Origin of the sequence: Bradyrhizobium sp. UBA2491 (genome assembly GCF_002341725.1) — a bacterium.
GTDB lineage: Bacteria > Pseudomonadota > Alphaproteobacteria > Rhizobiales > Xanthobacteraceae > Bradyrhizobium.
The window spans coordinates 16,183-39,234 of the sequence record NZ_DDOP01000022.1; the positions used below are offsets into that span (position 1 = coordinate 16,183).

Genomic DNA, 23,052 nt, shown 5'->3' on the forward strand with positions numbered 1-23,052 from the left:
CAAGGGGAGAGGGAGCCTGACAAGCGTGCTCACCTGACAAAGGCGAGACCGACTACCGCGCCCTACCCCGGCAAGAACCCGAACGCCTGCTCGAACCGCTTGGCATACACCGGCCAGACCTCGGGATTGATGATGCGCGGCGGGCGCTTGCCGTCGAGGGCGTCGAGGATCTGTTCGGCCGCGATCCGGCCCATGTTGATGCGCGCCTCGCGGGTGACGCCGGCGGTGTGCGGACTCGCCAGCACATTGTCGAACTGCAGCAGCGGATGATCCGGCGGCGGCGGTTCCTTGGCCCAGACGTCGAGGCCGGCACCGGCGATGCGCTTGTCCCTCAGTGCCTCTTCCAAGGCCTTCTCGTCATGGATGAAGCCGCGCGCCGTCGTGACGAAGTACGCATGAGGCTGCATCAGCGCGAATTCACGCGCGCCGATCATGCCCCGGCTCTTGCCGTCCAGCGGACAGGAGATCGAGACGAAGTCGGCGCGACGCAAGAGATCGTCGAGCTCGACCTTCTCGCCGCCCCGCTTCGCCATCTCGTCGGCCGTCAGATACGGATCGTAGGCGATCACCTTCATGTGCAGCAGGCCCTTGCACAGCTCGGCGATGCGGCGGCCGACATTGCCGAGACCGACGATGCCGACGGTCTTCTCCTTCAGCTCATTGCCGATCAGGTCGTTGCGGTTGACATTGGCCTCGCGCCGCAGCCGGCGGTCGGACTGGATGATCCGCTTCGACAGCGTCAGCATCATGCCCAGCGCGTGCTCGGCCACCGAGTTGGCGTTGCCGCCGGACTGGTTGACGACCAGCACGCCCGCCGCGGTGCAGGCCTCGACGTCGACGGGATCGAAGCCAGCGCCGTTCGAGGACACGATCAACAGGTTCGGTGCCCGCTTCAGCAGCTCGGCATGGGCGTGGAAGTGCGGCGCCAGCTCATCGCGTGCCGCACCGATCTGATAGGCATGCGCGTCAGCCAGGACGGGCGCGAATTGCGCCTCCGGCGTCTCGTTCTCCAGGCGATCGAGCCGGACATCCGGCCGCCTCTTCAGGGTATCGGCATAGATCTCGTGGGCGAGGTATTTGACGTAGAACACGCGCTTGTTGTTGACGGTCATGTCTTCGAGCAACTCTCAGTTTGGGAAGCCATAGAGTCTTGCGGGATTGTCGACGAGGATGCGGTGACGTGTCGCGGCATCCGGCGTCCATTCGTGAAACAAGTCGAGCAGATGGCCGGCATTGGGCATTTCGCCCTCGACCCGCGGATGCGGCCAGTCGCCGCCCCACACCAGCTTTTCGGGGTTCGCCGACACCAGTGCCTCATGGAACGGCCGCGCGTCGGGATAGTCGGGCGCCTGAAGGCTGAGGCGATGCGCACCCGAGAGCTTGGCCCAACACCAGCCCTCACCGACCGCGCGCAGCAGGCTCTGAAAGCCCGCGGTGTCGACGCCGGCGCGCGCATCGGTGCGGCCCATGTGATCGACCACGACCGGCAGGCCCAATGCCTTCAGCACCGGGATCGTGTCAGGCAAGTCCTTGACGTCGATCCAGAGTTGCAGGTGCCAGCCGAGCTCGGCCATCACCGGCGCATGGGTCTCGGCAACGCCGAGCGGAATGCCGCCGCGATAGTGCAACTGGCCGCCGCGGAAGAAGTGGTTGAAGCGCAATGCGCGTATGCCAAGCACGTGCCATTGCCGCAGCGTGCCCGCCGCGACGTCAGCATCGGCCACCGCGACGCCGCGCAGCCGCGCAGGCTCGCGCTGCAAGGCATCCAGCATCGCCGAATTGTCGCGGCCATGCGCGCTGCCCTGCACCAGCACACCACGGGCGAAGCCGAGCGCATCGAGCATGCCGAGATAGCTTGCAAGCGGCGCGTCAGGCGGCGTGTAGCTGCGATCGCCGGCATAGGGGAAGCGGTCGGCCGGCCCGAACACATGCGCATGGGTGTCGCAGGCTTTCGCCGGCAGCTTCTCGCGCGGCGGCGTCACCGGACGCGGCGGCAGGCAGGCAGGGATCTCTGACGCGGCCATCTGCTATTCCGCCTTCATGCCGGCGGCCTTGATGATCGGCCCCCATTTGTCGTAGTCGGCCTTGATCTTGGCCGCGAACTGGTCGGGCGTCGAGCCGATCGAGATCGCACCGAGCTTGCCGAGCCGCTCCTTCACATCATCGGTATTCACCGCCGCGACGAAATCGCGCGAGATCTTCGCCACCAGATCGGGTGGCATGCTGCCGGGTCCGAGCAGGCCCCACCACACCTCGGTGTCGTAACCCGGCACGGTCTCCGACATGCTCGGCACATCAGGCAGGAACGGCGCGCGCGACGCCGTCGTCACCGCCAGCGCGCGGACCGTGCCGGCCTGCAACTGCCCGACCGATTCCGGTCCGTTGTTGAACGACATCGGAATCTGCCCGCCGAGCAGGTCGTTGATCGCCGGCGCGCCGCCCTTGTAGGGGATCGCCCTGAGATCGATCTTCGCGAGACTATTGAGCAACTCGCCGGCCAGATGGGTCGAGGTGCCGTTGCCGGCATGGGCGAACGACAGGCTGCCCGGCTTGGCCTTCGCCGCCGCGATGACGTCGCCGACCGACTTGAACGGGGAGTCCGCGCGGACCAGCAGCACGTTCGGCGACGATGCCAACAGCGAGATCGGCGAGAAATCCTTGAACGTGTCGTAGGGCAGCTTCGGATAGAGGAACGGATTGGTGGCGTGGCCGCTCGCCACCATGATCAGATTGTAGCCGTCGGGCGCCGAGGTCGCGATCGCCTGCGAGGCGATCACCCCGCCGGCGCCGGGCCGGTTCTCGACCACGATCGATTGCGTCCAGGATTTCGACACGGTTTCGGCCAACGTGCGTGTCAGCACGTCGACGCCGCCGCCGGGTGGATAGGGAACGAGGATATGAACGGCCTTGGCCGGATACGGCTGAGCCGACGCGAAGCCGGCCGCAAGCATGGCCGCTGCTGCAATGGCGGTCCGCCAGGCCCATCCGGCCATCGACGCCTCCCGTCCCTTGATCGTTCCGTTCCTTTGCCGTTTTTATCGCACGCCGGTCTGGCGTCGCGATGGCTGAATTCCGCAGATCGCGTTGCGACCACGGCATGTTGACAATCACAGGCACCGCGTCAAGTTTCGACGCGCAAGCGAACATCAGCGTCGCGCGAGCAGGGAGAACAGGATGGCGGCCGCGGAACAAGCCTCGTCCCAGACATCGGGGACGACCTGGCACGACATCGTGCTGCAGACGCTGAAGCGGAACGAGATCAGGCTGGTGCCCTATGTGCCCGACCGGGTGCTGACCACCCTGATCAAGAACCTGCACGCCGACCCGTATTTCACGACATTTCCGACCGCACGCGAGGAAGAGGCCGTCGGCATCGTCTCCGGCGCCTGGATGGCCGGCACGCGCGGCGCGGTGCTGATGCAGACCTCGGGCTTTGCCACGCTCGCCAACGTGCTGGCCTCGCTCGCAGTACCCTACCAGATCCCGCTGATCATGTTCGTCTCCGAGCGCGGCACGCTCGGTGAGTTCAATTACGGCCAGGCGCTGGTCTGCCGCACCATGCGCCCGGTGCTGGATTCGCTGGCGATGGAGCACCACACCGTCACCCGGCTCGACGAGCTCGAATTCATCGCCGACCGTTCGATCAAGCAGGCGATCACCACCCAGGCGCCGGTGGCGCTGATCCTCTCGCCGCTGTTGACCGGCGGCAAGACCTTCGACAAGTGAGATCAGCCATGACCAGCACGCCCGCGCGCAACACCAAGGTGATGAACCGCTTCGATCTGACGCAGCGCCTCGTCACAAAGCTGAAGGACGAGGCCGTGATCGGCGGCATCGGCAACACCAACTTTGATCTTTGGGCCGCCGGCCACCGGCCTGAGAATTTCTACATGCTGGGCAGCATGGGACTTGCGTTTCCGATCGCGCTTGGCGTTGCGCTGGCGCAACCGAAGCGACGGGTGTTCGCGCTGGAAGGCGACGGCTCGCTGCTGATGCAGCTCGGCTGCCTCTCGACCATCGCGACGCTGGCGCCGAACAACCTCACCATGGTGGTGATGGACAACGGCATCTACCAGATCACCGGCAGCCAGCCGACCCCGGCGGCGAGCCATACCGATATCGTCGCAATCGCACTCGCCAGCGGCCTCGCCAACAGTTCCTGGGCCGCCGACGAGGATGATTTCGACCGATTGATCGAGCAGTCGAAATCGGCTCCCGCCCCCACGCTGATCGGCGTCCGCATCGACGACAAGCCGGGCACCGGCACGACAAGGCGCGACCCCGTGCAGATCCGCGAGCGCTTCATGCATGGGATGGGAGTGCGGCAGTTGCTGTAGGAAAACTGCCTAAGTACCGTCATTGCGAGCGGAGCGAAGCAATCCATCTTTCCGCACATGTGGAGAGATGGATTGCTTCGTCGCTACGCTCCTCGCAATGACGACGCTATATACTCAATTCATCCGCAGCTCGGTGATATGCCTTGGGTCCGGCTTCAGCTCGCCGCGCTCGACGCGCTTGACGATGTCGGTCAGCGCGGCATTGGCATTGCAGGCAAGGCCGAGCTTCTCACCCTCGCGCACAACAAAACCGTTCAAGAATTCGATCTCGGTGCGGCGGCCCTTCTGCATGTCCTGGCCCATCGAGGGGCGCTGCGTGGATGAGGTGCGCTTACTGTCCTTGAAGCGCTGTTCGTCGCAGGCGCGGATCGCGGTTTCGTCGCCCTCGCCGGCACGGGCGATGGTCTCGGGCAGCAGGTGCAGGATTTCCTCGAGCTGATAGCCCTGTGCCTGGCCGACGCGGATCGCCTCACTGCCGAGCCGGGTCGAGAAGCGGCGCAGCGGCTCGCTTTGCAGCACCTCGCCACCCGGCAGGCCGGTGCACGCCGACAGCCCGTTGCCCATCACGTTGGCAACCAGCTTGGACCAGCGCTCGCCCCAGAGATTGGAAGTGACCTTGGCGCTATCGGAATGGCCGACCAACCGGCAAACCTCCTCCGCCCGCGACGTGATACGGCCATGCACCTCGCCGGCGCGAAACACGGTGTGCGTCGCCCCGCCCTTGCCGGCACCGCGGTGGATGTGGCCCGGCTCCGGCAGATTGACGGTGATGCTGCTCGCGATACAGCCGAGCGTCTTGCCCCAGCCGACGACGCCGGCGATGGTCTCCTCGTTCATGCAGTTCTGCAACGACACGACGTAACCGTCCGCGGCCAGATATTGCCGGATCAGCATGGTGGCCCAGGCGGTGTCGTAGGATTTCATGCAGACGAAGGCGATGTCGACCGGCTTCTCCTTGGCGAGTTGCTGCGCGTCGGTGACGTGCAGCGCGCGGACCGGGACCGAGAACTCGGCGACATCCATCGCGTGGGTGACGCGCAGTCCATGCTTGCGCATGTGCGCGACATGCTCGGGCCACGGATCGATGAAGGTGACGTCTTCACCCGCCTGCACCATATGCGCACCGGCGTAGCCGCCGACAGCCCCAGCTCCGACGATCGCGATCTTGCGGCCCATGTTCCGTCCCCTGCTTTCACGCGAACGCGCGTTGCGTCCGCTCGTTGCGGAGCAGTCTAGGGGATCGGGCGGTCAGGCCAACGGGCCGCTTCATGAAAAAAGCGGGCCCGTGCCATGCCGGTATTCATGGGAGCAAACGACATCCCCGCGGGCGATGTGCCCGCGAGGATGTCGACGATCAGGAATGCCGCACGATCAGTCGATGATCTTGACGATCCGGTGGGTGCGCGCATCGACGATCACGCGGCGATCATTGACGACCGCGTAGCGATATTCAGTGTAGCGCGGCACCGGACGCAGCACCACGGTGTCGGGCAGCGGTTCGCCGACCACGACGCGTTCGCGCACCACCACCGACGGCTCGTCGCGTGGAATCGAGGTGATCACCGCGTTCGGAATCTCGAGGCCGGCGCCGACCGCGGCACCCACCGTGCCACCGACGATCTCGCCAACGGGACCCGCGATTTCGCCGCCGGCCCGCGCGCCGTTCGCAGCGCCCGCAGCGGTCGTGGATTGCGCGAAGGCCGAGCCGGACGCGAGCAGCGACGCGGCAGCGACAAGGGAAACTGCAAAACGCTTGTTCATCATCATTCTCCTCCTCCGAGTTGATCGACGCATCTCAACATCGGAGCGAATGAGACGTTCCAGTTCCCGCACGACGACTTGCCCGCACATTCCAGTTCCGCAGCAACTGGCTGTGATTCCGGAGCAAATGAGAATGCCGCTTCGAGCAGGTCGCAAACGGCATTCATCATTGGTTCAGGTCCAGAGACGATTCAGAGCGGTCCGCAGCGCGTGCTGTTCACTCCGGCGGCTTCTGTTCGGCGCGCCGCCTTGGCGCTCGCCGTCTCGGTGCCGGTGCAGCCGTCGGCTTGATCCGGATCCGCATCGACCCGCCCTTGGGGTGATCTATCTCGAAGGCGTTTGTCCTGCGCACCAGTTCGCCGAGCGTGCGGAAGCCGTAGGTCCTCTGATCGAAGTCGGGTGCGACATTGGTAATCTGGCGTCCGACTTCGCCAAGCGTCACCCAGCCGTCTTCGCTGGCGATCTGGCCGAGCACCTTCTTGATGATCGGCGTGGCGGCTTCGGGCGGTTGCAGCGGCTGGGCACGTGCGGCGGTGTCCTGACTGCTCGCAGCGCCGCCGCGCAAGATCTCGGTATAGACGAACCTGCGGCAGGCCTGCCGAAAACTCTCCGGCGTCTTCTGCTCGCCGAACCCGAACACGTCGATGCCGTGCTCGCGGATGCGGGCGGCAAGCCGGGTGAAATCGCTGTCCGACGACACCAGGCAGAAGCCGTCGAACCGGCCGCTATGCAGCAGGTCCATGGCGTCGATGACCAGGGTGATGTCGGACGCATTCTTCCCGGTCGTATAGGCGAATTGCTGCTGGGGGATGATGGCGTGCTTGGACAGCACGTCGGCCCAGCCCTTGGATCGTGGATTGGAGAAGTCGCCGTAGATGCGGCGCACGCTGGCCTCGCCGATCTTGGCGATCTCCTCGAACAGCCCATCGGCAATTCTTGCGGATGCGTTGTCGGCGTCGATCAGGACGGCGAGACGGGGCGAACGGAGTTCCGACGGCATGGCGTTTCTCGAGCTCGGGTACGATGGATGATTTCGCGGCCGGCTCCCGAGCCGGCGCAGCGGTCGCATCGGAGCACATCACGCGTCCCAAGCATAGGCTCAGCGGCCGTCGTCCGGAGATTCGCGGCGACGGCAACCGGAGACGGGGCGGATCAGATCACCTCACCCAGGTCGATCGCCCGTCGGGCGAACTCGATCGCCTTCTCGGCGGTGATCGCATCGGCCGTCGTCGTGGCCTCGTCGCGGACCGACGGCGGAGAGGCGATCCGGATCTTCTTGCCGTTCGCACGGCGGATGGTCGCGCGCCAGCGATCGACGTCGCGTCGGTAGGCATCGATGACGAAGTCGCGATAGGCGACGCCGCTCATCAGCGGCTGGATCGAGACCGATTCGACCGCGTGCGGCCGGCTTGCGATCTCGCGCACCATCTCGACGATCGTCTCGACGGCATGCTCACGCGCGACGCCGGTCGCGTCCCTGAGCAGATAGCCCACCGCCGCGCCGATCTGCGCCCGGGCACGATCATCGGTTGCGAAATCCAGATCCATCTGAGCTGACATGTCGGGTAAGCGCCTCCTCCGGACGCAACATGCGAGGCCCTCCAGGCATCGAGCACGTTGCAGCCCGAGCAGATCTAGTCGGTTCCGCCTTAAAGCCGGCTTATCCGATAAGCCCCGATTTCTCCAATGCCGTTAACCGGATTTCGATGCTGCTTGGATGGCGGTCCGCAGCGCCATCGTGCGGCCTGATCGAGACCGGCTCGGATGACGGCCGGCGCGCGCCGCGCGTCGATTTGCCCCTGCCGGCAAAGTCCAATTCCCGCCGCCAGCTACCTTCCCGCACCTGACAACCAATTGACATATCACTGCCATCTATGTGACATCTTACGGAAGGGCCGCCAAGAGCCCGCCAACGTCCACCTGGGGAGGACAGCATGACCGTTTCCGACGTCACCGCAGCAGCTGGTAGCCGGGCTCCGGCCGCCGTCGCGCGAACCGCGCAGGCGCAGCAGGTCGCCGATATCGCGGCACGGCTCGAACGCCTGCCGCTGACCTCCTATCAGCGCTGGATCTTCGGGATCATCGCGACGGCGTGGTTCTTCGACAGCATGGACCTCGCCGCGCTGACCTTCGTGCTCGGCTCGATCCGTCAGACCTTTGGCCTCTCGACCGCGGAAGCAGGCCTGTTGTCCAGCATGAGCTTCCTCGGCATGTTCGCCGGCGCCGCTTCCGCCGGCATGCTGGCCGACCGCTTCGGCCGCGCCCGCGTCTTCCAGGTCAGCATGATCTTCTGGGGATTGGGCAGCCTGTGCTGCGGCCTCTCCACGACGGCGACCGCGCTCGGCGCCTCCCGCCTGCTGCTCGGCTTCGGAATGGGCATGGAGTTTCCGGTCGCGCAATCGATGGTCTCGGAAATCATGCCGGCCCGCAACCGCGGCCGCTATATCGCGTTCCTCGAGGGGTTCTGGCCGCTCGGCTTCATCGCCTCGGGCCTGTTGACCTATTTCGTGCTGCAAGTCGCCGACTGGCGCTGGGTCTTCATCCTTCAGGCGATCCCGGCCGTCTTCGTGCTCGTGGTGCGCCGCTACGTTCCGGAATCGCCGCGCTGGCTCGCGTCGCACGGCCATTCGGACCGGGCCGAGTCGACGGTACGCGACATCGAGAGCAAGGTCCGCGACCGTCTCGGCGGCGGGGAACTGCCGCCGGTCGTGCGCCAGGCGGCCGCGCCCGCGCCCGAGGTCACCGGCCTGAGGACGCTGTTTTCAGGCATCTACGCCAAGCGGACCACGATGCTGTGGACCTTGTGGTTCTTTGCCCTGCTCGGCTTCTACGGCCTGACCACGTGGCTCGGAGCACTGCTCCAGGCCAAGGGATTCCCGATCACCAAATCGGTGTTCTACACCATCATGATCTCGCTCGCGGGCATCCCCGGCTTCCTGGTTTCGGCCTGGCTCGTGGAATCCTGGGGACGAAAGGCGACGCTGGTGATGAACCTGCTGTGCGGCGCGATCGCCTGCCACTTCTACGGCTCGGCGGCGGACCAGACCCAACTCATCATCGCCGGCCTGTGCATGCAGTTCTTCCTGTTCGGGATGTGGTCGGCGCTCTACGCCTACACGCCTGAACTGTACCCGACCCATGTCCGTGCCACCGGAACGGGTTTTGCGTCCGCGGTCGGCCGAATCGGTTCGCTGATCGGCCCCTACGTGATCGGCGTGATTCTCCCGGCGGCGGGACAAAGTGGCGTTTTCGCGCTCGGTGCCGGCGCATTCGTGATCGCGGCCCTCGCTGTGCTGCTGCTTGGCGAGGAAACCCGCGGCCGGACGCTGGAAAGCATCTCGCACTGACGGGTGCTGCTCGCTGCGCACCGAATCGGTGCGCCGCGGACCGAGCGGCCTTGTCAGTGCCGTCAGGCGTGTGAGATATCTGCTGGATCGTAGCACTCATGATCTCGATGGCAGATTCGAACAAACGATCCAGCACGGCGCGCGCGCGCGCAGCAGGTAGTCGCCGGCCGGCGCGGTCATCGTCGGCTACCGGTGACAAGTCACGCGCTGCGGCGCAAGCCCGGCTCCCGCAAAGCGACGTCACGCTGACCGATCGTGCCTATGCCGAGCTGGAAGAGCTGATCGTGACGCTGCAACTGCCGCCCGGCACCGCGCTCTCCGAGCTGGTGCTCGCCAAGCGGCTCGACATCGGCCGCACTCCGATCCGTGAGGCCTTGCAGCGCCTGTCGCGCGATGGCCTGGTCAACATCCTCGCCCGCCGCGGCGTGCTGGTGTCGGAGATCGACCTGCGCGCGCAGCTTCGCCTGCTCGAAGTGCGGCGCGAGCTGGAACGGCTGATGGCACGCGGCGCGGCCGAGCGCGCCACCAGCGAGCAGCGCGCCCAGTTCGCCGAGATCGCCACCGGCATGCGGCGCGCGGCGGAGAAATCCGACGATCTCCTGTTCATGCGGCTGGACCACCAGTTCAATACGCTGGTCTCCGCGGCGTCACGCAACGAGTTCGCCTCCCGCGCCATGGGCCTGATGCACGGCCTGTCGCGCCGGTTCTGGTACCAGCATTACAAGGAAGCCGCCGACCTGCCGCTCGCGGCGCGGCTGCATGCCGACGTCGCCGAGGCCATCGCCGAGCGGCGCGTCGACGCTGCGGGGGCGGCGTCCGACAGCCTGATCGACTACATCGAGAGCTTTGCGCGCTCGACGCTGTGAAAGCTTTCAGAATTCGACGACCGTGCGGATCGACCGCCCGCGGCGCAATGCCTCGAAGCCGTCATTGATGCCGTCGAGCGTGCAGCGGCCGGTGATCAGCTCGTCGAGCTTGAGCCGGCCATCGAGATAGGCCCGCGCCAGCCAGGGAAAGTCACGCCGCGGCCGCGCGCCGCCATAGCTCGAGCGGCGAAACCGCTTCTCGCCCATCAATGCGCCCCAGCGGAAGCTCACATCGTGCGAGACGTCGATCTTGCCGAGCCAGATCACCTGACCGCCCGGCCGCACCGCCTCCGCAGTCTGCCGGAACGCCAGCGGGTGCCCGGCCGCTTCGAGGATGACGTCCGCCCCTCGCCCGCGCGTCGCCTCCCTGGCGAACTGGACCGGGTCGCTGTGCGCAACGTTGACGGTATGCGTCGCACCGAGCTTCCGCGCCAGCGCAAGCTTGGCATCGTCGAGATCGACCGCAATGATGGCACCGGCGCCGGCAAGCCGGGCACCCTGCACCGCGGCCAGCCCGACCGCGCCGCAGCCCGCGACCATCACGGTGTCGCCGTGGCCGATCTCGGCGACATTCAACGCCGCGCCGACGCCGGTCATGACGCCGCAGCCGATCAGGCAGGCACGGTCGAACGGGATCTCCCTGGCCACGACGATCGCCTGCTGCGCCGGCAGCACGACATATTCGGAGAATGCGCCGAGGAACATCAGATGCGCCAGCTTCGCGCCGTCCGCGAGCTGCGCCTTCGAGCTGCCGTCGAAATGCACGCCTTCTGCGCCCCTGGCGAGATAGGTCTCGCACAGGATCGGCTGCGCGCGGTCGCAGTGAAAGCAGTGGCCGCAGTGCGGATTCCAGGACAGCACGACGTGATCGCCGGCACGGATGTCGCGCACCGCGCTGCCGACCTCCTCGACCACGCCGGCCGCCTCATGGCCGAGGATCATCGGCAACGGATAGCGCAGCGATCCATCGATCACCTCGAGGTCGGTGTGGCAGAGCCCCGCGGCACGGAGCTTTACCACGACATCGGTCGGCGTGGGCGACGCCAGCGAGATACGTTCGACGGAGAGCGGCGTTCCGCTTCGATGCAGCACCGCCGCGCGGCAGGTCAGGGTCATCTGGACAGGCTCTCCGCCGGGGGCATGCGCGTAGGGTTACACCGTCTGTCCGGACCGCAGTGCCGCGACCGCCTCGTCGAGATCGGCCGAGGAGAGCTCCCATTCATTGTCGAAATTGGCGACGACGCGGCGCATGAACGCCGCGTGCAGCGCCTTCGCGGCAGTGGCGTCGCGCAGGTGGTGATAGAGCAGCGCGAACGCCAGCTGCGCCGGCTCGGGCCCCTCATAGCTCCATTCAAAGCCGTGTTCGGTGAGCCGGAGCTGATCGTAATGCGGCGACAGCGGCTCGCCGTCGACCTGCACCGAAATGCCGTCGATGGTGCGGTCCCCGGTATAGCTCGCCATCGCATCCTCCCTGTGCAGCAGCATCACGTCACGACCCCGGTCAGGATCCCGGCGGGCGCATCTTGAGGTCCTTCTTGACGACCTCCGGGAAGATCCACATCGCGACCGTGGCGAACACGCCGAGGAAGGCGACCGCATAGCTCGGACCCTGTTGTCCGAGATAGACCATGAAAAAATACCCACAAGCCGCGGTGGCGAGGCACGCCAGCGACAGCATGAGCTTGATGTGGCTGGGCATCGCGATCTCCCTTCAGATCATCCAATTATGCAACGATGGCGCGGCGACACCGGCGAGCAGCGCAAGCGCCGCGACCATCGCACAACACGACAGGCGCAATCCCGCGTGCCCGTCGCGCCACCATTCGGGTAGCGCCTGGAACAACGCGGGCAAGAATAGGAACAATACCCCGCCCACCACGACGATCGTGGTCCAGCGCAGCTCGACCAGGGCGAATGCCAGCGTGCCGGCCAGCAACATCGCCCACAGGACGGTCAGCGTCATCGGCAGCGCCCGGCGGCCACGCAGCGGGTACATGCCGGCGAGTTGCAGGAAGCCGATGCAACACACGCTCCACAGCAGGCCGAACCAGGCAAGACCCGCGAGATTCGGTTCAAGCTGCGGCATGCGGCACCGGCTGCTCCTTTACCACGACCCGCGGCGTCCGCGCCGTGCGCCGCATGTCGGTCTTCACGTAGCGCGTGCTGTAGCCGTTGAAGACGTGGCCGAGCAGGCCGCGATTGAGATCGGAGGTGCCGAAAGCGTAGTCCATCACCGGGAAGGTCAGGTTCATGTTGCGCTCCATCATGATCGACTGGTTGTGATGGGCGGTGTGATGCCGGCGGATGGTGTTGACGAACGGCATGTTGCGCACGAAGGCATTTTCCTCGACGTGGCAGCAGAAGTGCATGAATTCGTAGATCAGATACATCGACGTGGTCGTGGTGATCAGCAGCCAGCCGGTATTGGCCGAGATCACGAGCCCGGCGACGATCGCCGGCGGGATCGACATCAAGGTGAACACGACGAGCGCATAGGGCGGGAAGAAGGTGACGCGCCAGTCGTGATGGTCGGCAAACCGCATCTCCTCCTCGGTGAAGAACTGATGGTGCATCAGCGTGTGGCGGCTGTAGATCGCGCGCAACAGCGGCACGTTCGAGGGCCGGTGCATGACGAAGCGATGCACCGCCCATTCGAAGAAGTTCGCGATCAGGAAGACCACGGGAATGGTGAGATATTCCCACCACTTCACGTCATGCAGATTGGCCAGGTAGACATACAGCGCCGTGAAGCCGATCGTGTAGATCAGCACGACATGCAGCCAGCCATTGTACCAGCCGACCACGCGCTCGCGGTAGGTCGCACGATATTTGCGCTGGCGATCGGTCATCCCTGTTGCAGCCAACTCCATTGCAGCTTCCTCCATCGTTTATCTGATATATCAGTAGCACATCAGATGCGGAAGGCAAGCCGGCTCCGGTCCGGGGATCACGGGATGCGGTGCGGAACTCACGCGAGCTGAACGGAGGCAAGAGCCGCGCTGCCTTCCCTGCCCGCCCGTCCCTGACGGCACGTTTCAGCTCGGCCGATGCAATGAAAAAGCCGCCCCGGACGGTGTCCGAGGCGGCCTGTCGAATTCGAAGGATCAGAAGCTCAGAGCAGGCCCGCGCCGCGTGCCCATTTGTACTTGCCACCCAGCACCTCGACCGGCAGCTCGGTCGAATAAGCATAGGCCGGGATGCCGTGCTGATAGAGATATTCGGCGGCCTCCTCGACCTCGACGTCGCCGGCGAGCGAGGCGACCATCGGCTTGACGAAGCCCTTCGCCTCCATCTCCTTCTTCACCTCCACCATGTTGCGCGCGAACACCATCGGCGGCGTCACGATGGTGTGCCAGTAACCGAGGATCAGCGCGTGGATGCGCTCATCCGACAGGCCGAGCTTGACGGTGTTGACATAGGTGATCGGCGGCTCGCCACCGGTGATGTCGACGGGATTGCCCGCCGCGCCGAATGGCGGAATGAACTTGCGGAACGCGGCATCGAGATCCGGCGGCATCGCCATCAGCGACAGGCCGTTATCGACCACGGAGTCCGACAGCAGCACGCCGGAGCCACCGGCGCCGGTGATGATCAGGATGTTCTCGCCCTTCGGCGTCGGCAGCACCGGCACGCCGCGGGCGAATTCCAGCAATTGCCGCAGGCTGCGCGCGCGGATCACGCCGGACTGCTTGAACACGTCCTCATAGATCTTGTCGTTGCCGGCGAGCGCGCCGGTGTGCGACGAGGCGGCCTTGGCGCCAGCCGAGGTGCGGCCGGCCTTGAGCACCACCACCGGCTTCTTCTTGGAGACGCGCTTGGCGGCTTCGGCGAAGGCGCGGCCGTCCTTGAGGTCCTCGCAGTGCTGCGCGATCAGATTGGTGTTGGGATCCTGCTCGAAGAAGGCGAGCAGATCGTCCTCGTCGATGTCGGACTTGTTGCCGAGACCGACGATCGCCGACACGCCCATCTTGGCCGAACGCGAGAAGCCGATGATCGCCATGCCGATGCCGCCCGACTGCGACGACAGCGCGGCGTGGCCCTTGACGTCGTAGGCGGTGCAGAAGGTCGCGCAGAGATTGGCCGGCGTATAGTAGAAGCCGTAGATGTTCGGCCCCATCAGGCGGATGTTGTACTTCTTGCCGACCTCGACGATCTCGGCCTGCAATTCGGGCGCGCCGGCCTCGGCAAAGCCCGAGGGAATCAGCACCGCGCCGGGGATTTTCTTTTCGCCGCATTCGGCGAGCGCGCCGGCGACGAATTTCGCGGGGATCGCGAACACCGCCGTGTCGATCACGCCGGGGACATCCTTGACGCTCTTGTAGGCCTTGTAGCCCAAAATCTCTTCCGCCTTGGGGTGGATCGGATAGATCTCGCCCTTGTAGCCGCCGTTGATGAGGTTCTTCATCACCGAGTTGCCGATCTTGCCGTCCTCGGCGGAGGCGCCGATCACCGCCACGCCCTTCGGCTGCATGATGCGGCTCATCGCCGCCACGATCTCCTCGGTCGGGCGCGGCGCCGGGCGCGGCTTGTAGTCGAAGTCGACGACGATGCGGACGTCGGCCGCGATGGCGTTCTTGCTGGTGGCGAACACCGGATTGAGGTCGAGCTCGACGATCTCGGGGAAGTCGCTGACGAGTTGCGAGACCTTGACGATGACGTCGGCCAGCGCCTCGCGGTTGACCGGCTCGCCGCCGCGCACGCCCTTCAGCATCTCATGGGCCTGGATGCCGTCGAGCATCGACAGCGCGTCGTCCTTGGTCGCGGGCGCGAGGCGGAAGGTGATGTCCTTGAGGATTTCGACCAGCACGCCGCCGAGGCCGAAGGCGACCAGCTTGCCGAACGAGCCGTCGGTGATCGAGCCGACGATCACCTCGGTGCCGCCGCCCAGCATCTGCTGCACCTGGATGCCCTCGATCTTGGCATCGGCCTTGTACTTCCTGGCGTTGGCCAGAATGGTCTCGTAGCTCTTCTCGGCGTCCGCCGTGTTCTTGACGCCGACCACGACGCCGCCGGCCTCGGTCTTATGCAGGATGTCGGGCGAGACGATCTTCATCACGACCGGAAAACCCATGTCGGAAGCGATGCGCGCGGCCTCGGAGGCCGACTTGGCGACGCCCTCCTTCGGCACCGGAATGCCATAGGCGTCGCAGACCACCTTGCCTTCGGGCGCGGTGAGGCTCGTGCGCTTGTCGGCCTTGACCGCATCGAGAATTTTGCGGACCGCATCCTTCGAGTTTGACATCGGCTTCCTCCTGGGACAATTTCGTGGCATTTGGTATGCCAAAAACGCAATTGTCAAGGTCGGGCAATGCCTGAAAACGCCGAAAAATAGGGCCACCTTGACATTCTGGTATTTGGCATGCCAAAAATCCAAGGTAATTTCTTCTGCTAAGAAGACGTCTCCAAGAGGAGGAGACGAGTCGTGCCTGACCCGAAACAGACCAAGGCGTCGCCTAACATGGCCGATACAGATATCGCCATCGTCCGGATCGCACCGGAGACGAGCTTCAAGAACAAGGCCTACGAGGCCTTGAAGGAAGCGATTCTCAAGATGGACATCTATGCGACGCCCGAGCCGGTGATGCTCGACGAGCGCGCATTGTCCGAACGTCTCGGCGTCAGCCGCACGCCGATCCGCGAAGCAATCGCGATGCTCGAGCAGGACGGCTTCGTGAAGACCGTGCCGCGCCGCGGCATCATCGTGGTCCGCCGCACCAAGTCCGAGATCGTCGACATGATCCGCGCCTGGGCCGCGCTGGAGAGCATGGCGGCGCGGCTGATCACGACCACCGCGCGCAAGAAGGACATCTCGTCGCTGCGCGACTTCTTCAAGGACTTCAGCGCCGACCGCCTGCCGCAGGATCACGTCGAGGAATATTCCAAGGCCAACATCGCCTTCCACCAGGCGCTGATCTCGCTGTCGGAATCGCCCGTGCTGGTCGATCTCACCAACGACCTGTTGCTGCATGTGCGCGGCTATCGCCAGCTCACGATCGGCCGCAAGGACCGCACCGCGACCTCGCTGCCCGAGCACCTCGGGATCATCGAGGCGCTGGAAGCGCGCGACACTGAATTGGCCGAGAAGCGCGCCCGCGATCATACGCTTGGTCTTGCCGCTTATGTCGAGGCGCACGGCCAGGAACTGTTCACTTAGATACTTCGAGTCCACTCGCTTCTGACGACAACGAGATCGTCCGAACAAGAACGATCAGGGAGACGATGCCGATGCTGAATACCGCTGCGAAGTCCGAGGCACCGGGCACCGAGCAGGAACTCACGGATGGCTTTCACCTCGTCATCGATGCGCTCAAGCTCAACGGCATCAACACCATCTATGGTGTGCCGGGTATCCCGATCACGGACCTGGGCCGTATGGCCCAGGCGGCGGGCATTCGCGTGCTGTCGTTCCGCCACGAGCAGAACGCCGGCTATGCGGCTTCGATCGCGGGCTTCCTGACCAAGCGTCCCGGCGTCTGCCTTACGGTGTCGGCGCCCGGCTTCCTCAACGGTCTCACTGCGCTCGCCCACGCCACCACCAACTGCTTCCCGATGATCCTGATCTCCGGCTCGTCGGAGCGCGAGATCGTCGATCTGCAGCAGGGCGACTATGAGGAGATGGACCAGCTCGCGATCGCCAAGCCGCTGTGCAAGGCCGCGTTCCGCGTGCTGCACGCCCAGGACATCGGCATCGGTCTCGCGCGCGCCATCCGTGCCGCGGTGTCGGGCCGTCCCGGCGGCGTCTATCTCGACTTACCGGCCAAGCTGTTCGGCCAGGTGATGAATGCCGATGCCGGCGAGAGGTCGCTGGTCAAGGTGATTGACGCCGCGCCCGAGCAGATTCCCTCCCCGTCGTCGGTCAAGCGCGCGCTCGACGTGCTGAAGGGCGCAAAGCGGCCGCTCATCATTCTCGGCAAGGGCGCGGCCTATGCGCAGGCGGATGAGGCAATCAAGAACTTCGTCGAGACAAGCGGCGTGCCGTTCCTGCCGATGAGCATGGCCAAGGGCCTGCTGCCCGACCTGCATCCGCAATGCGCGGGTGCCGCGCGCTCGACCGTGCTGAAGGACGCCGACGTCGTGATGCTGATCGGCGCCCGGCTCAACTGGCTGCTCTCGCACGGCAAGGGCAAGACCTGGGGCGAGGCCCCGAAGAAGTTCATCCAGGTCGATATCGAGCCGAAGGAGATGGACTCCAACGTCGAGATCGTGGCTCCCGTGGTCGGCGACATCGGCTCCTGCGTGCAGGCCTTCCTCGACGCCATGGGCGCGAACTGGAGCGCGGCACCGAGCGACTGGCTCGCGACCGTCGCCAAGAAGCGCGACGACAACGTCGCCAAGATGGCACCGAAGCTGATGAGCAACGCCTCGCCGATGGACTATCACGGCGCGCTCGGCGCGCTGCGCGCGATCATCGCCGAGCGTCCGGACACCATCTTCGTCAACGAGGGCGCCAACACGCTCGACCTCGCCCGCGGCGTCGTCGACATGCACAAGCCGCGCAAGCGGCTCGATGTCGGCACCTGGGGCGTGATGGGCATCGGCATGGGCTATTCGATCGCGGCGGCGGTCGAGACCGGCCTGCCCGTGCTCGCGGTCGAAGGCGACAGCGCGTTCGGCTTCTCCGGCATGGAGGTCGAGACCATCTGCCGTTACAAGCTGCCGATCTGCGTCGTGATCTTCAACAATGACGGCATCTATCGCGGCACCGACGTCAACGGCATGAGCGACGATCCGGCGACCACCGTGTTCGTCAAGGGCTCGCGCTACGACAAGATGATGGAAGCCTTCGGCGGCGTCGGCGTCAACGCCACCTCGCCCGACGAATTGAAGCGCGCGGTCAACGCGGCGCTGGACAGCGGCAAGCCGACGCTGATCAACGCGGTGATCGATCCGGCGGCGGGCTCGGAGAGCGGCCGCATCGGCAATCTCAATCCGCAGAGCGTGCTGAGCAAGAAGAAGTAACCCCTCAACCCTTCACTCCCTGCGGGTGCAGGGGCAGACCAGAGTACGGAGCAAAACATTATGACCAAGGCGCTCAAGGGCGTTCGCATTCTCGATTTCACCCACGTCCAGTCCGGACCGACCTGCACGCAGCTGCTGGCCTGGTTCGGCGCCGACGTGATCAAGGTCGAGCGCCCCGGCGTCGGCGACATCACGCGCGGCCAGCTGCAGGACATCCCGAACGTGGACAGCCTGTATTTCACCATGCTGAACCACAACAAGCGCTCGATCACGCTCGACACCAAGAACCCGAAGGGCAAGGAAGTACTGACCGCGCTGATCAAGCAGTGCGACGTGCTGGTCGAGAATTTCGGCCCTGGCGTGCTCGATCGCATGGGTTTCCCCTGGGAGAAGATCCAGGCGATCAACCCGAAGATGATCGTCGCCTCGATCAAGGGTTTTGGCCCCGGCCCGTATGAGGACTGCAAGGTCTACGAGAACGTCGCGCAGTGCACCGGCGGCGCCGCCTCGACCACCGGCTTCCGCGACGGCGTGCCGCTCGTCACCGGCGCGCAGATCGGCGACAGCGGCACCGGCCTGCATCTCGCACTCGGCATCGTCACCGCGCTTTATCAGCGCACGCACTCCGGCAAGGGCCAGCGCGTCACCGCCGCGATGCAGGACGGCGTTCTGAACCTGTCGCGGGTCAAGCTGCGCGACCAGCAGCGCCTCGCCCATGGCCCGCTCAAGGAATACAGCCAGTTCGGCGAAGGCGTCCCGTTCGGCGACGCCGTGCCGCGCGCCGGCAACGACTCCGGTGGCGGCCAGCCAGGCCGCATCCTGAAGTGCAAGGGCTGGGAGACCGACCCGAACGCCTACATCTACTTCATCACCCAGGCGCCGGTCTGGGAGAAGATCTGCGACGTGATCGGTGAGCCCTCCTGGAAGACCGATCCGAACTACGCCAAGCCGCCGGCCCGCCTGCCGCGCCTGAACGAGATCTTCGCCCGGATCGAGCAGTGGACGATGACGAAGACCAAGTTCGAGGCGATGGAGATCCTCAACAAGGACGACATCCCCTGCGGCCCGATCCTGTCGATGAAGGAGCTCGCCGAGGACCAGTCGCTGCGCGCGACCGGCACCGTGGTCGAGGTCGATCACCCGACCCGCGGCAAGTACATCTCGGTCGGCAACCCGATCAAGCTGTCGGACTCCCCGAGCGACGTCGCCCGCTCGCCGCTGCTCGGCGAGCACACCGACGAGATCCTGCGCGAGGTGCTCGGCCTCTCGGATCACCAGGTCGCCGAGATCCACGATTCCGGCGCGCTCGATCCGCCGCGCAAGCAGGCGGCTGAGTAAGCCGACCTTCCCAAAGACCACAATGCCAAGGCCGCCGGTTTCCGGCGGCCTTTTTCATGAGTGACTGATGTCTCTAGCCGCGCACCGGCCGCAGCTCGAAGCCGATGCGCGGGAAATGGACGGCGATGTCGCCGACTCGATCGCTGCGGATGCGGACGGCGATCTCGTCGGTGTCGAGGAAATCGAGTCTGCCCAAAATTGCGTCCCTGGCGTAGTCGGCGGCGCGCACTTCGACCAAGCTACCAAGCTCGGGGTCTTCGGGATAGCGAACGCCGTTTCGCGAACTTGGTACAGGCTCGCTGTCTCGTGCGATCGCCAGCGCCTCTTCAGCCGTCAAATCCTCTCGTTGGCCGTGCCCGAGACCGCGCATCCTTTGCATCCAGCCTGCGGCGGCGGGCAGGTGCGCGAGCTCGTGCCCCAGCCGGTCGCTTCGATCGGTCAGGAACCAGAGGGCATGAAACACCGACAGGTCGGCGACCGTGAAACGCTCGCCGCAGATCCATGTCCGCTGATCGGCCAGCATGTCTTCGACCAGCGGCAGTTGCGCTCGCACCAGTGGCGCGTTGCGCGCGGCTGCGCGCTCGACAGATGCGACGCTCGGCACCGGCAATCCCCGCATCCCCGCCCGGTCTTCGAACAATTGCGGCGGCATCAGATCGTGATTGGTGCCCCATGCATACAGCATGATGGCGCGGAACAGCGGCCCTTCGGCCCAGGCTGACACCGCATTCGCGAGCCCGGTGCTGCCCGCCGGAAACAGGCTCGGCTCGGGATGCCTGCGTTCGAGCTCCCTCAGGATCAACCGCGTGTCGCAATAGACGTCCGCGCCGATTTGCAGCACTGGCGCACGCCGATAGCCGCCCGTGATCGGGGTCAGGTCGGGCTTCGGCAACACCGGCGGGATCGTCACGCTCTTCCAACGCAGCGACTTGAATCCCATCGCGACGCGCGCTTTCTCGGAGTAGTTCGAGAAATCGTAGTGATGGAGAATGAGCTCGCTCACCCGCAGCTCCTCAGTTCGCTTTACGGGTGTCGGCCGATCCGCCATCCCCGGTCGGCTTCAATTCTTCATCTCGAGGCCGGCCGTCACGAAATCCGCGATCGACAGCGCCAGCTTCTTCTTGCTGGCCTGGGTCTCGCCATCCCTCGGGTGATACCACCGTGACGTCCAGTTCAACGCTCCGAGCAGCGGCTTGGCCGCGAGCTTGGCGTCGACGCTGCGGAAGCCACCGGACGCCACGCCGTCCCTGATGACGCGGATGTAGAGGTTCTCGTTGGTCTCGCGGAGCGCGGCGACCTCCTCGAGTTCGGCTCGCTCGCTCGCATTGGTGCGCTCCAGCAAATGCATCTCGAGCCCCTGCGCCGCCACGCGCAGATACGGCAGGTGATCGATGACGAGCAAGGTGTGCGCGAAAGCCATCGCATGCAGGCGCTCGCGCGGCGCAGCGTCCATCTCGAACGGTGGCCGGATCGCGGCCTGCGTCAGCTCCATGCCGCGGCGATGGACCGCGAAGAACAGCTCGGATTTGCTGCGGTAGTAGTAATAGACGGCGCCCTTGGTGGAGCCGATCTCGTCGCTCACCCGGTCGATCGAGGTCGCTGCGAAGCCCTGCCGCATGAAGGCGCGCGCCGCGGCATCGAGAATTTCCACGCGCCGATCCGCCAGCGGTTCGGCGCCGTCGATCCTGCCCATTCTGCCCAACACGTCCTCCTCGCGGCGAGGTTGACAGTCAAACATACTACTGGGTATTTTTCAACATACTACGCGGTATGTTCAGATCCATCCGTAGCGTCGAACGATTGCAGATTGCCGGCCGACGTCGCGCGCGTCGAAGCAACAAACTCGAAGCAAGAACAAAAGGGAGCGAACCATGCGGAAGAAACCCCTCGCCTGCGCGATCGGGGCAGGCGTCATCGCCGGCCTGATGTCGTCGGCGGCATGCGCGCAGATGTCCGACAACGTGGTGCGCATCGACATCCTGAACGATATGACCGGCATCTACGCCGACGCTGGCGGCAAGGGATCGATCGTCGCGGCCGAACTCGCGGCGGAAGATTTCGGCGGCAAGGTCGCCGGCGCGAGAATCGAAATCGTCTCCGGCGATCACGCCAACAAACCCGATATCGCCGCCAATCTCGCCCGGCAGGCCTATGACGCCCAGGGCGTCGACGCCATCGCTGACGGCGGCTCCTCGGCCGCGGCACTCGCCATGCAGACCGTCTCGCGCGAGCGCAAGAAGGTCTTCCTGATGTCGGGCCCGGCGACGGCCGAGCTGACCGGAAAAAGCTGCTCGCCATACAGCTTTCACTGGATGTACGACACCTACGCGCTGGCCGCGGCGCCTCCGGAAGGCGTCCTCAAGCGCGGCGGCGACACCTGGTTCTTCATCACGGCGGACTACGCGTTCGGCAAATCGATGGAGAGCGAGGCGAGCAAGCGGATCGCGGCCGGCGGCGGCAAGGTGATCGGCGGCGTGCGCGCCCCGCTCGACACCCCGGACTTCTCGTCCTACCTGCTTCAGGCCCAGGGATCGGGCGCCAAGGTGCTCGCGCTGGCGACCGCCGGCAGCGATACCAGCAACGCCATCAAGCAGGCCCACGAATACAATGTGATCGGCGCGAACACCCAGGTCGTGACCTTCCTGATGTTCATCAACGACGTGCACGCGATGGGATTGAACGCCGGACAGGGCCTGATCTCGTCCACCACCTACTATCACGATCTCGACGATGGCAGCCGTGCCTTCGCCAAGCGCTTCTGGGACAAAATGGGACGGCCACCGTCGATCGTTCAGGCCGGCGTCTACAGTTCGGTGGTCCACTACCTGAAGGCAGTCGCGGCAACGGGAACCGACGACGGCACAAAGGTCGCAGACAAGATGCGCGAGCTGCCGGTCGAAGACGCGTTCACCCACGGCGCCCGGATTCGCGCCGACGGGCGCCTGCTGCGCGACCTCTATGTGACCGAGGTGAAGAAGCCCGGCGAGTCGAAGGGTCCATGGGACTACTGGAAGATCGTCGCGACGATTCCGGGAGACAAGGCCTGGCGGCCCGCCGGCGAGAGCGATTGTCCATTGCTCAAGACCCACTGAAGGACGCGACCGACAATGGCTGATATGACGAAGCTGCTGGTCACGCATGACGGGCCGGTCTCGATCATCACCATCAACCGTCCGGAGGTGCGCAACGCGCTCGACAACGAGACGGCCGCGGCGCTGACCCGCGCGCTGCGGGATTTCGATCGCGACGAGGATCGCGCGGTCGCCGTGCTGACCGGCGCCGGCGGCCACTTCTGCGCCGGCGCTGATCTGAAGGAGCTCGCGGCCGGTTACGCATACAAGCCGTGGGCCGGCGATCCCGACGGACCGTGCCACGACATTCTCTCCAAGCCGGTGATCGCGGCCGTTGCCGGCTATGCCTGCGCCGGCGGCCTCGGCGTCGCGC

Annotated in this window: 24 protein-coding genes; 9 read left to right on the forward strand and 15 right to left on the reverse strand. The window is 65.4% G+C overall.

Annotated elements, in window-relative coordinates:
- Positions 1–62: 62 nt before the first annotated feature.
- The 3 genes from B2W55_RS06645 to B2W55_RS06655 are packed head-to-tail and all read right to left on the reverse strand — an operon-like array spanning position 63 to position 2,993.
- Positions 63–1,112, reverse strand: a complete 1,050-nt coding sequence (locus B2W55_RS06645; protein WP_024579652.1) for a hydroxyacid dehydrogenase — start codon at positions 1,110–1,112, stop codon at positions 63–65.
- Between the two features lie 15 nt (positions 1,113–1,127).
- Positions 1,128–2,024, reverse strand: coding sequence for an amidohydrolase family protein (locus B2W55_RS06650; protein WP_043855591.1), 897 nt, complete (start codon positions 2,022–2,024; stop codon positions 1,128–1,130).
- 3 nt (positions 2,025–2,027) lie between these two features.
- Positions 2,028–2,993 carry a Bug family tripartite tricarboxylate transporter substrate binding protein gene (locus B2W55_RS06655; protein WP_024579651.1) on the reverse strand — a complete coding sequence of 322 codons (966 nt, stop codon included), beginning with the start codon at positions 2,991–2,993 and terminating at the stop codon, positions 2,028–2,030.
- A gap of 181 nt (positions 2,994–3,174) precedes the next feature.
- Here B2W55_RS06655 and B2W55_RS06660 point away from each other — a divergent pair, with 181 nt between their 5' ends.
- Together B2W55_RS06660 and B2W55_RS06665 are read left to right on the forward strand one after the other, a co-directional pair.
- Complete coding sequence (locus B2W55_RS06660; RefSeq protein ID WP_024579650.1) at positions 3,175–3,726, forward strand: thiamine pyrophosphate-binding protein; 552 nt, start codon at positions 3,175–3,177, stop codon at positions 3,724–3,726.
- An 8-nt stretch (positions 3,727–3,734) separates the two neighbouring features.
- Positions 3,735–4,337: a thiamine pyrophosphate-dependent enzyme gene (locus B2W55_RS06665; protein ID WP_024579649.1), complete on the forward strand. Its 603-nt coding sequence runs from the start codon at positions 3,735–3,737 to the stop codon at positions 4,335–4,337.
- 114 nt (positions 4,338–4,451) lie between these two features.
- Here the strand turns inward: B2W55_RS06665 and B2W55_RS06670 are convergent, their stop codons facing one another.
- The 4 genes from B2W55_RS06670 to B2W55_RS06685 form a co-directional block, all read right to left on the reverse strand.
- On the reverse strand, positions 4,452–5,513 hold the full coding sequence (locus B2W55_RS06670; protein ID WP_024579648.1) for a ketopantoate reductase family protein: 1,062 nt from the start codon (positions 5,511–5,513) through the stop codon (positions 4,452–4,454).
- A gap of 195 nt (positions 5,514–5,708) precedes the next feature.
- The gene (locus B2W55_RS06675) at positions 5,709–6,098 is read right to left on the reverse strand and encodes a DUF1236 domain-containing protein (protein WP_024579647.1); all 390 of its coding nucleotides are present in this window, start codon (positions 6,096–6,098) and stop codon (positions 5,709–5,711) included.
- A gap of 217 nt (positions 6,099–6,315) precedes the next feature.
- Complete coding sequence (locus B2W55_RS06680) at positions 6,316–7,098, reverse strand: NYN domain-containing protein (protein ID WP_024579646.1); 783 nt, start codon at positions 7,096–7,098, stop codon at positions 6,316–6,318.
- Between the two features lie 152 nt (positions 7,099–7,250).
- Positions 7,251–7,658: a hypothetical protein gene (locus tag B2W55_RS06685; RefSeq protein ID WP_024579645.1), complete on the reverse strand. Its 408-nt coding sequence runs from the start codon at positions 7,656–7,658 to the stop codon at positions 7,251–7,253.
- A 374-nt stretch (positions 7,659–8,032) separates the two neighbouring features.
- Between B2W55_RS06685 and B2W55_RS06690 the strand changes: the two genes are divergently transcribed.
- Complete coding sequence (locus tag B2W55_RS06690) at positions 8,033–9,445, forward strand: MFS transporter (RefSeq protein ID WP_024579644.1); 1,413 nt, start codon at positions 8,033–8,035, stop codon at positions 9,443–9,445.
- Positions 9,446–9,552: 107 nt separating this feature from the next.
- On the forward strand, positions 9,553–10,311 hold the full coding sequence (locus B2W55_RS06695) for a GntR family transcriptional regulator (RefSeq protein WP_024579643.1): 759 nt from the start codon (positions 9,553–9,555) through the stop codon (positions 10,309–10,311).
- Between the two features lie 6 nt (positions 10,312–10,317).
- Here B2W55_RS06695 and B2W55_RS06700 read toward each other — a convergent pair whose 3' ends face one another.
- The 6 genes from B2W55_RS06700 to B2W55_RS06725 form a co-directional block, all read right to left on the reverse strand.
- Positions 10,318–11,427, reverse strand: a complete 1,110-nt coding sequence (locus tag B2W55_RS06700) for a Zn-dependent alcohol dehydrogenase (protein ID WP_024579642.1) — start codon at positions 11,425–11,427, stop codon at positions 10,318–10,320.
- A gap of 36 nt (positions 11,428–11,463) precedes the next feature.
- Positions 11,464–11,772, reverse strand: a complete 309-nt coding sequence (locus tag B2W55_RS06705) for a DUF6166 domain-containing protein (RefSeq protein WP_024579641.1) — start codon at positions 11,770–11,772, stop codon at positions 11,464–11,466.
- 40 nt (positions 11,773–11,812) lie between these two features.
- The gene (locus B2W55_RS06710; RefSeq protein WP_024579640.1) at positions 11,813–12,010 is read right to left on the reverse strand and encodes a hypothetical protein; all 198 of its coding nucleotides are present in this window, start codon (positions 12,008–12,010) and stop codon (positions 11,813–11,815) included.
- A gap of 12 nt (positions 12,011–12,022) precedes the next feature.
- Entirely contained in the window at positions 12,023–12,397 is a 375-nt protein-coding gene (locus tag B2W55_RS06715; protein WP_024579639.1) for a hypothetical protein, read from the reverse strand.
- A complete protein-coding gene (locus B2W55_RS06720) occupies positions 12,384–13,181 on the reverse strand; it encodes a sterol desaturase family protein (RefSeq protein ID WP_024579638.1) in 798 nt (265 codons plus the stop codon). Before B2W55_RS06720 ends, B2W55_RS06715 begins: the two co-directional genes overlap by 14 nt.
- A 242-nt stretch (positions 13,182–13,423) precedes the next feature.
- On the reverse strand, positions 13,424–15,553 hold the full coding sequence (locus tag B2W55_RS06725; protein ID WP_024579637.1) for an acetate--CoA ligase family protein: 2,130 nt from the start codon (positions 15,551–15,553) through the stop codon (positions 13,424–13,426).
- Between the two features lie 216 nt (positions 15,554–15,769).
- On the opposite strand from B2W55_RS06725, the gene B2W55_RS06730 reads away from it, so the two are divergent.
- The 3 genes from B2W55_RS06730 to frc all read left to right on the forward strand — a co-directional run bounded on the left by B2W55_RS06730 (position 15,770) and on the right by frc (position 19,608).
- Positions 15,770–16,465, forward strand: coding sequence for a GntR family transcriptional regulator (locus B2W55_RS06730; protein ID WP_024579636.1), 696 nt, complete (start codon positions 15,770–15,772; stop codon positions 16,463–16,465).
- Positions 16,466–16,536: 71 nt separating this feature from the next.
- A complete protein-coding gene (gene oxc / locus B2W55_RS06735) occupies positions 16,537–18,270 on the forward strand; it encodes an oxalyl-CoA decarboxylase (protein WP_024579635.1) in 1,734 nt (577 codons plus the stop codon).
- A 60-nt stretch (positions 18,271–18,330) separates the two neighbouring features.
- A complete protein-coding gene (frc, locus tag B2W55_RS06740) occupies positions 18,331–19,608 on the forward strand; it encodes a formyl-CoA transferase (protein WP_024579634.1) in 1,278 nt (425 codons plus the stop codon).
- Between the two features lie 73 nt (positions 19,609–19,681).
- Here the strand turns inward: frc and B2W55_RS06745 are convergent, their stop codons facing one another.
- Both B2W55_RS06745 and B2W55_RS06750 read right to left on the reverse strand, forming a co-directional pair.
- Positions 19,682–20,656 (reverse strand): glutathione S-transferase family protein, encoded by a 975-nt coding sequence (locus B2W55_RS06745; RefSeq protein ID WP_080891059.1) that lies wholly within the window; start codon positions 20,654–20,656, stop codon positions 19,682–19,684.
- Between the two features lie 12 nt (positions 20,657–20,668).
- On the reverse strand, positions 20,669–21,301 hold the full coding sequence (locus B2W55_RS06750) for a TetR/AcrR family transcriptional regulator (protein WP_029878852.1): 633 nt from the start codon (positions 21,299–21,301) through the stop codon (positions 20,669–20,671).
- A gap of 178 nt (positions 21,302–21,479) precedes the next feature.
- Between B2W55_RS06750 and B2W55_RS06755 the strand changes: the two genes are divergently transcribed.
- Complete coding sequence (locus B2W55_RS06755; protein WP_024579631.1) at positions 21,480–22,700, forward strand: ABC transporter substrate-binding protein; 1,221 nt, start codon at positions 21,480–21,482, stop codon at positions 22,698–22,700.
- Positions 22,701–22,715: 15 nt separating this feature from the next.
- A partial coding sequence (locus tag B2W55_RS06760) for an enoyl-CoA hydratase-related protein (RefSeq protein ID WP_291532198.1) occupies positions 22,716–23,052 on the forward strand: 337 nt, incomplete at its 3' end.

Excerpts from the sequence above, each read along its gene's own strand:
- B2W55_RS06705 (WP_024579641.1), bottom strand. The coding sequence starts at position 11,772 with ATGGCGAGCTATACCGGGGACCGCACCATCGACGGCATTTCGGTGCAG.
- B2W55_RS06675 (WP_024579647.1), bottom strand. The coding sequence starts at position 6,098 with ATGAACAAGCGTTTTGCAGTTTCCCTTGTCGCTGCCGCGTCGCTGCTC.
- B2W55_RS06730 (WP_024579636.1), top strand. The coding sequence starts at position 15,770 with ATGGCCGATACAGATATCGCCATCGTCCGGATCGCACCGGAGACGAGC.
- B2W55_RS06700 (WP_024579642.1), bottom strand. The coding sequence starts at position 11,427 with ATGACCCTGACCTGCCGCGCGGCGGTGCTGCATCGAAGCGGAACGCCG.
- B2W55_RS06750 (WP_029878852.1), bottom strand. The coding sequence starts at position 21,301 with ATGGGCAGGATCGACGGCGCCGAACCGCTGGCGGATCGGCGCGTGGAA.
- frc (WP_024579634.1), top strand. The coding sequence starts at position 18,331 with ATGACCAAGGCGCTCAAGGGCGTTCGCATTCTCGATTTCACCCACGTC.
- B2W55_RS06755 (WP_024579631.1), top strand. The coding sequence starts at position 21,480 with ATGCGGAAGAAACCCCTCGCCTGCGCGATCGGGGCAGGCGTCATCGCC.
- B2W55_RS06665 (WP_024579649.1), top strand. The coding sequence starts at position 3,735 with ATGACCAGCACGCCCGCGCGCAACACCAAGGTGATGAACCGCTTCGAT.
- B2W55_RS06725 (WP_024579637.1), bottom strand. The coding sequence starts at position 15,553 with ATGTCAAACTCGAAGGATGCGGTCCGCAAAATTCTCGATGCGGTCAAG.
- B2W55_RS06680 (WP_024579646.1), bottom strand. The coding sequence starts at position 7,098 with ATGCCGTCGGAACTCCGTTCGCCCCGTCTCGCCGTCCTGATCGACGCC.
- B2W55_RS06745 (WP_080891059.1), bottom strand. The coding sequence starts at position 20,656 with ATGGCGGATCGGCCGACACCCGTAAAGCGAACTGAGGAGCTGCGGGTG.
- B2W55_RS06670 (WP_024579648.1), bottom strand. The coding sequence starts at position 5,513 with ATGGGCCGCAAGATCGCGATCGTCGGAGCTGGGGCTGTCGGCGGCTAC.
- B2W55_RS06660 (WP_024579650.1), top strand. The coding sequence starts at position 3,175 with ATGGCGGCCGCGGAACAAGCCTCGTCCCAGACATCGGGGACGACCTGG.
- B2W55_RS06650 (WP_043855591.1), bottom strand. The coding sequence starts at position 2,024 with ATGGCCGCGTCAGAGATCCCTGCCTGCCTGCCGCCGCGTCCGGTGACG.
- B2W55_RS06685 (WP_024579645.1), bottom strand. The coding sequence starts at position 7,658 with ATGTCAGCTCAGATGGATCTGGATTTCGCAACCGATGATCGTGCCCGG.
- B2W55_RS06720 (WP_024579638.1), bottom strand. The coding sequence starts at position 13,181 with ATGGAGTTGGCTGCAACAGGGATGACCGATCGCCAGCGCAAATATCGT.
- B2W55_RS06645 (WP_024579652.1), bottom strand. The coding sequence starts at position 1,112 with ATGACCGTCAACAACAAGCGCGTGTTCTACGTCAAATACCTCGCCCAC.
- B2W55_RS06695 (WP_024579643.1), top strand. The coding sequence starts at position 9,553 with ATGGCAGATTCGAACAAACGATCCAGCACGGCGCGCGCGCGCGCAGCA.
- B2W55_RS06710 (WP_024579640.1), bottom strand. The coding sequence starts at position 12,010 with ATGCCCAGCCACATCAAGCTCATGCTGTCGCTGGCGTGCCTCGCCACC.
- B2W55_RS06715 (WP_024579639.1), bottom strand. The coding sequence starts at position 12,397 with ATGCCGCAGCTTGAACCGAATCTCGCGGGTCTTGCCTGGTTCGGCCTG.
- oxc (WP_024579635.1), top strand. The coding sequence starts at position 16,537 with ATGCTGAATACCGCTGCGAAGTCCGAGGCACCGGGCACCGAGCAGGAA.
- B2W55_RS06655 (WP_024579651.1), bottom strand. The coding sequence starts at position 2,993 with ATGGCCGGATGGGCCTGGCGGACCGCCATTGCAGCAGCGGCCATGCTT.
- B2W55_RS06690 (WP_024579644.1), top strand. The coding sequence starts at position 8,033 with ATGACCGTTTCCGACGTCACCGCAGCAGCTGGTAGCCGGGCTCCGGCC.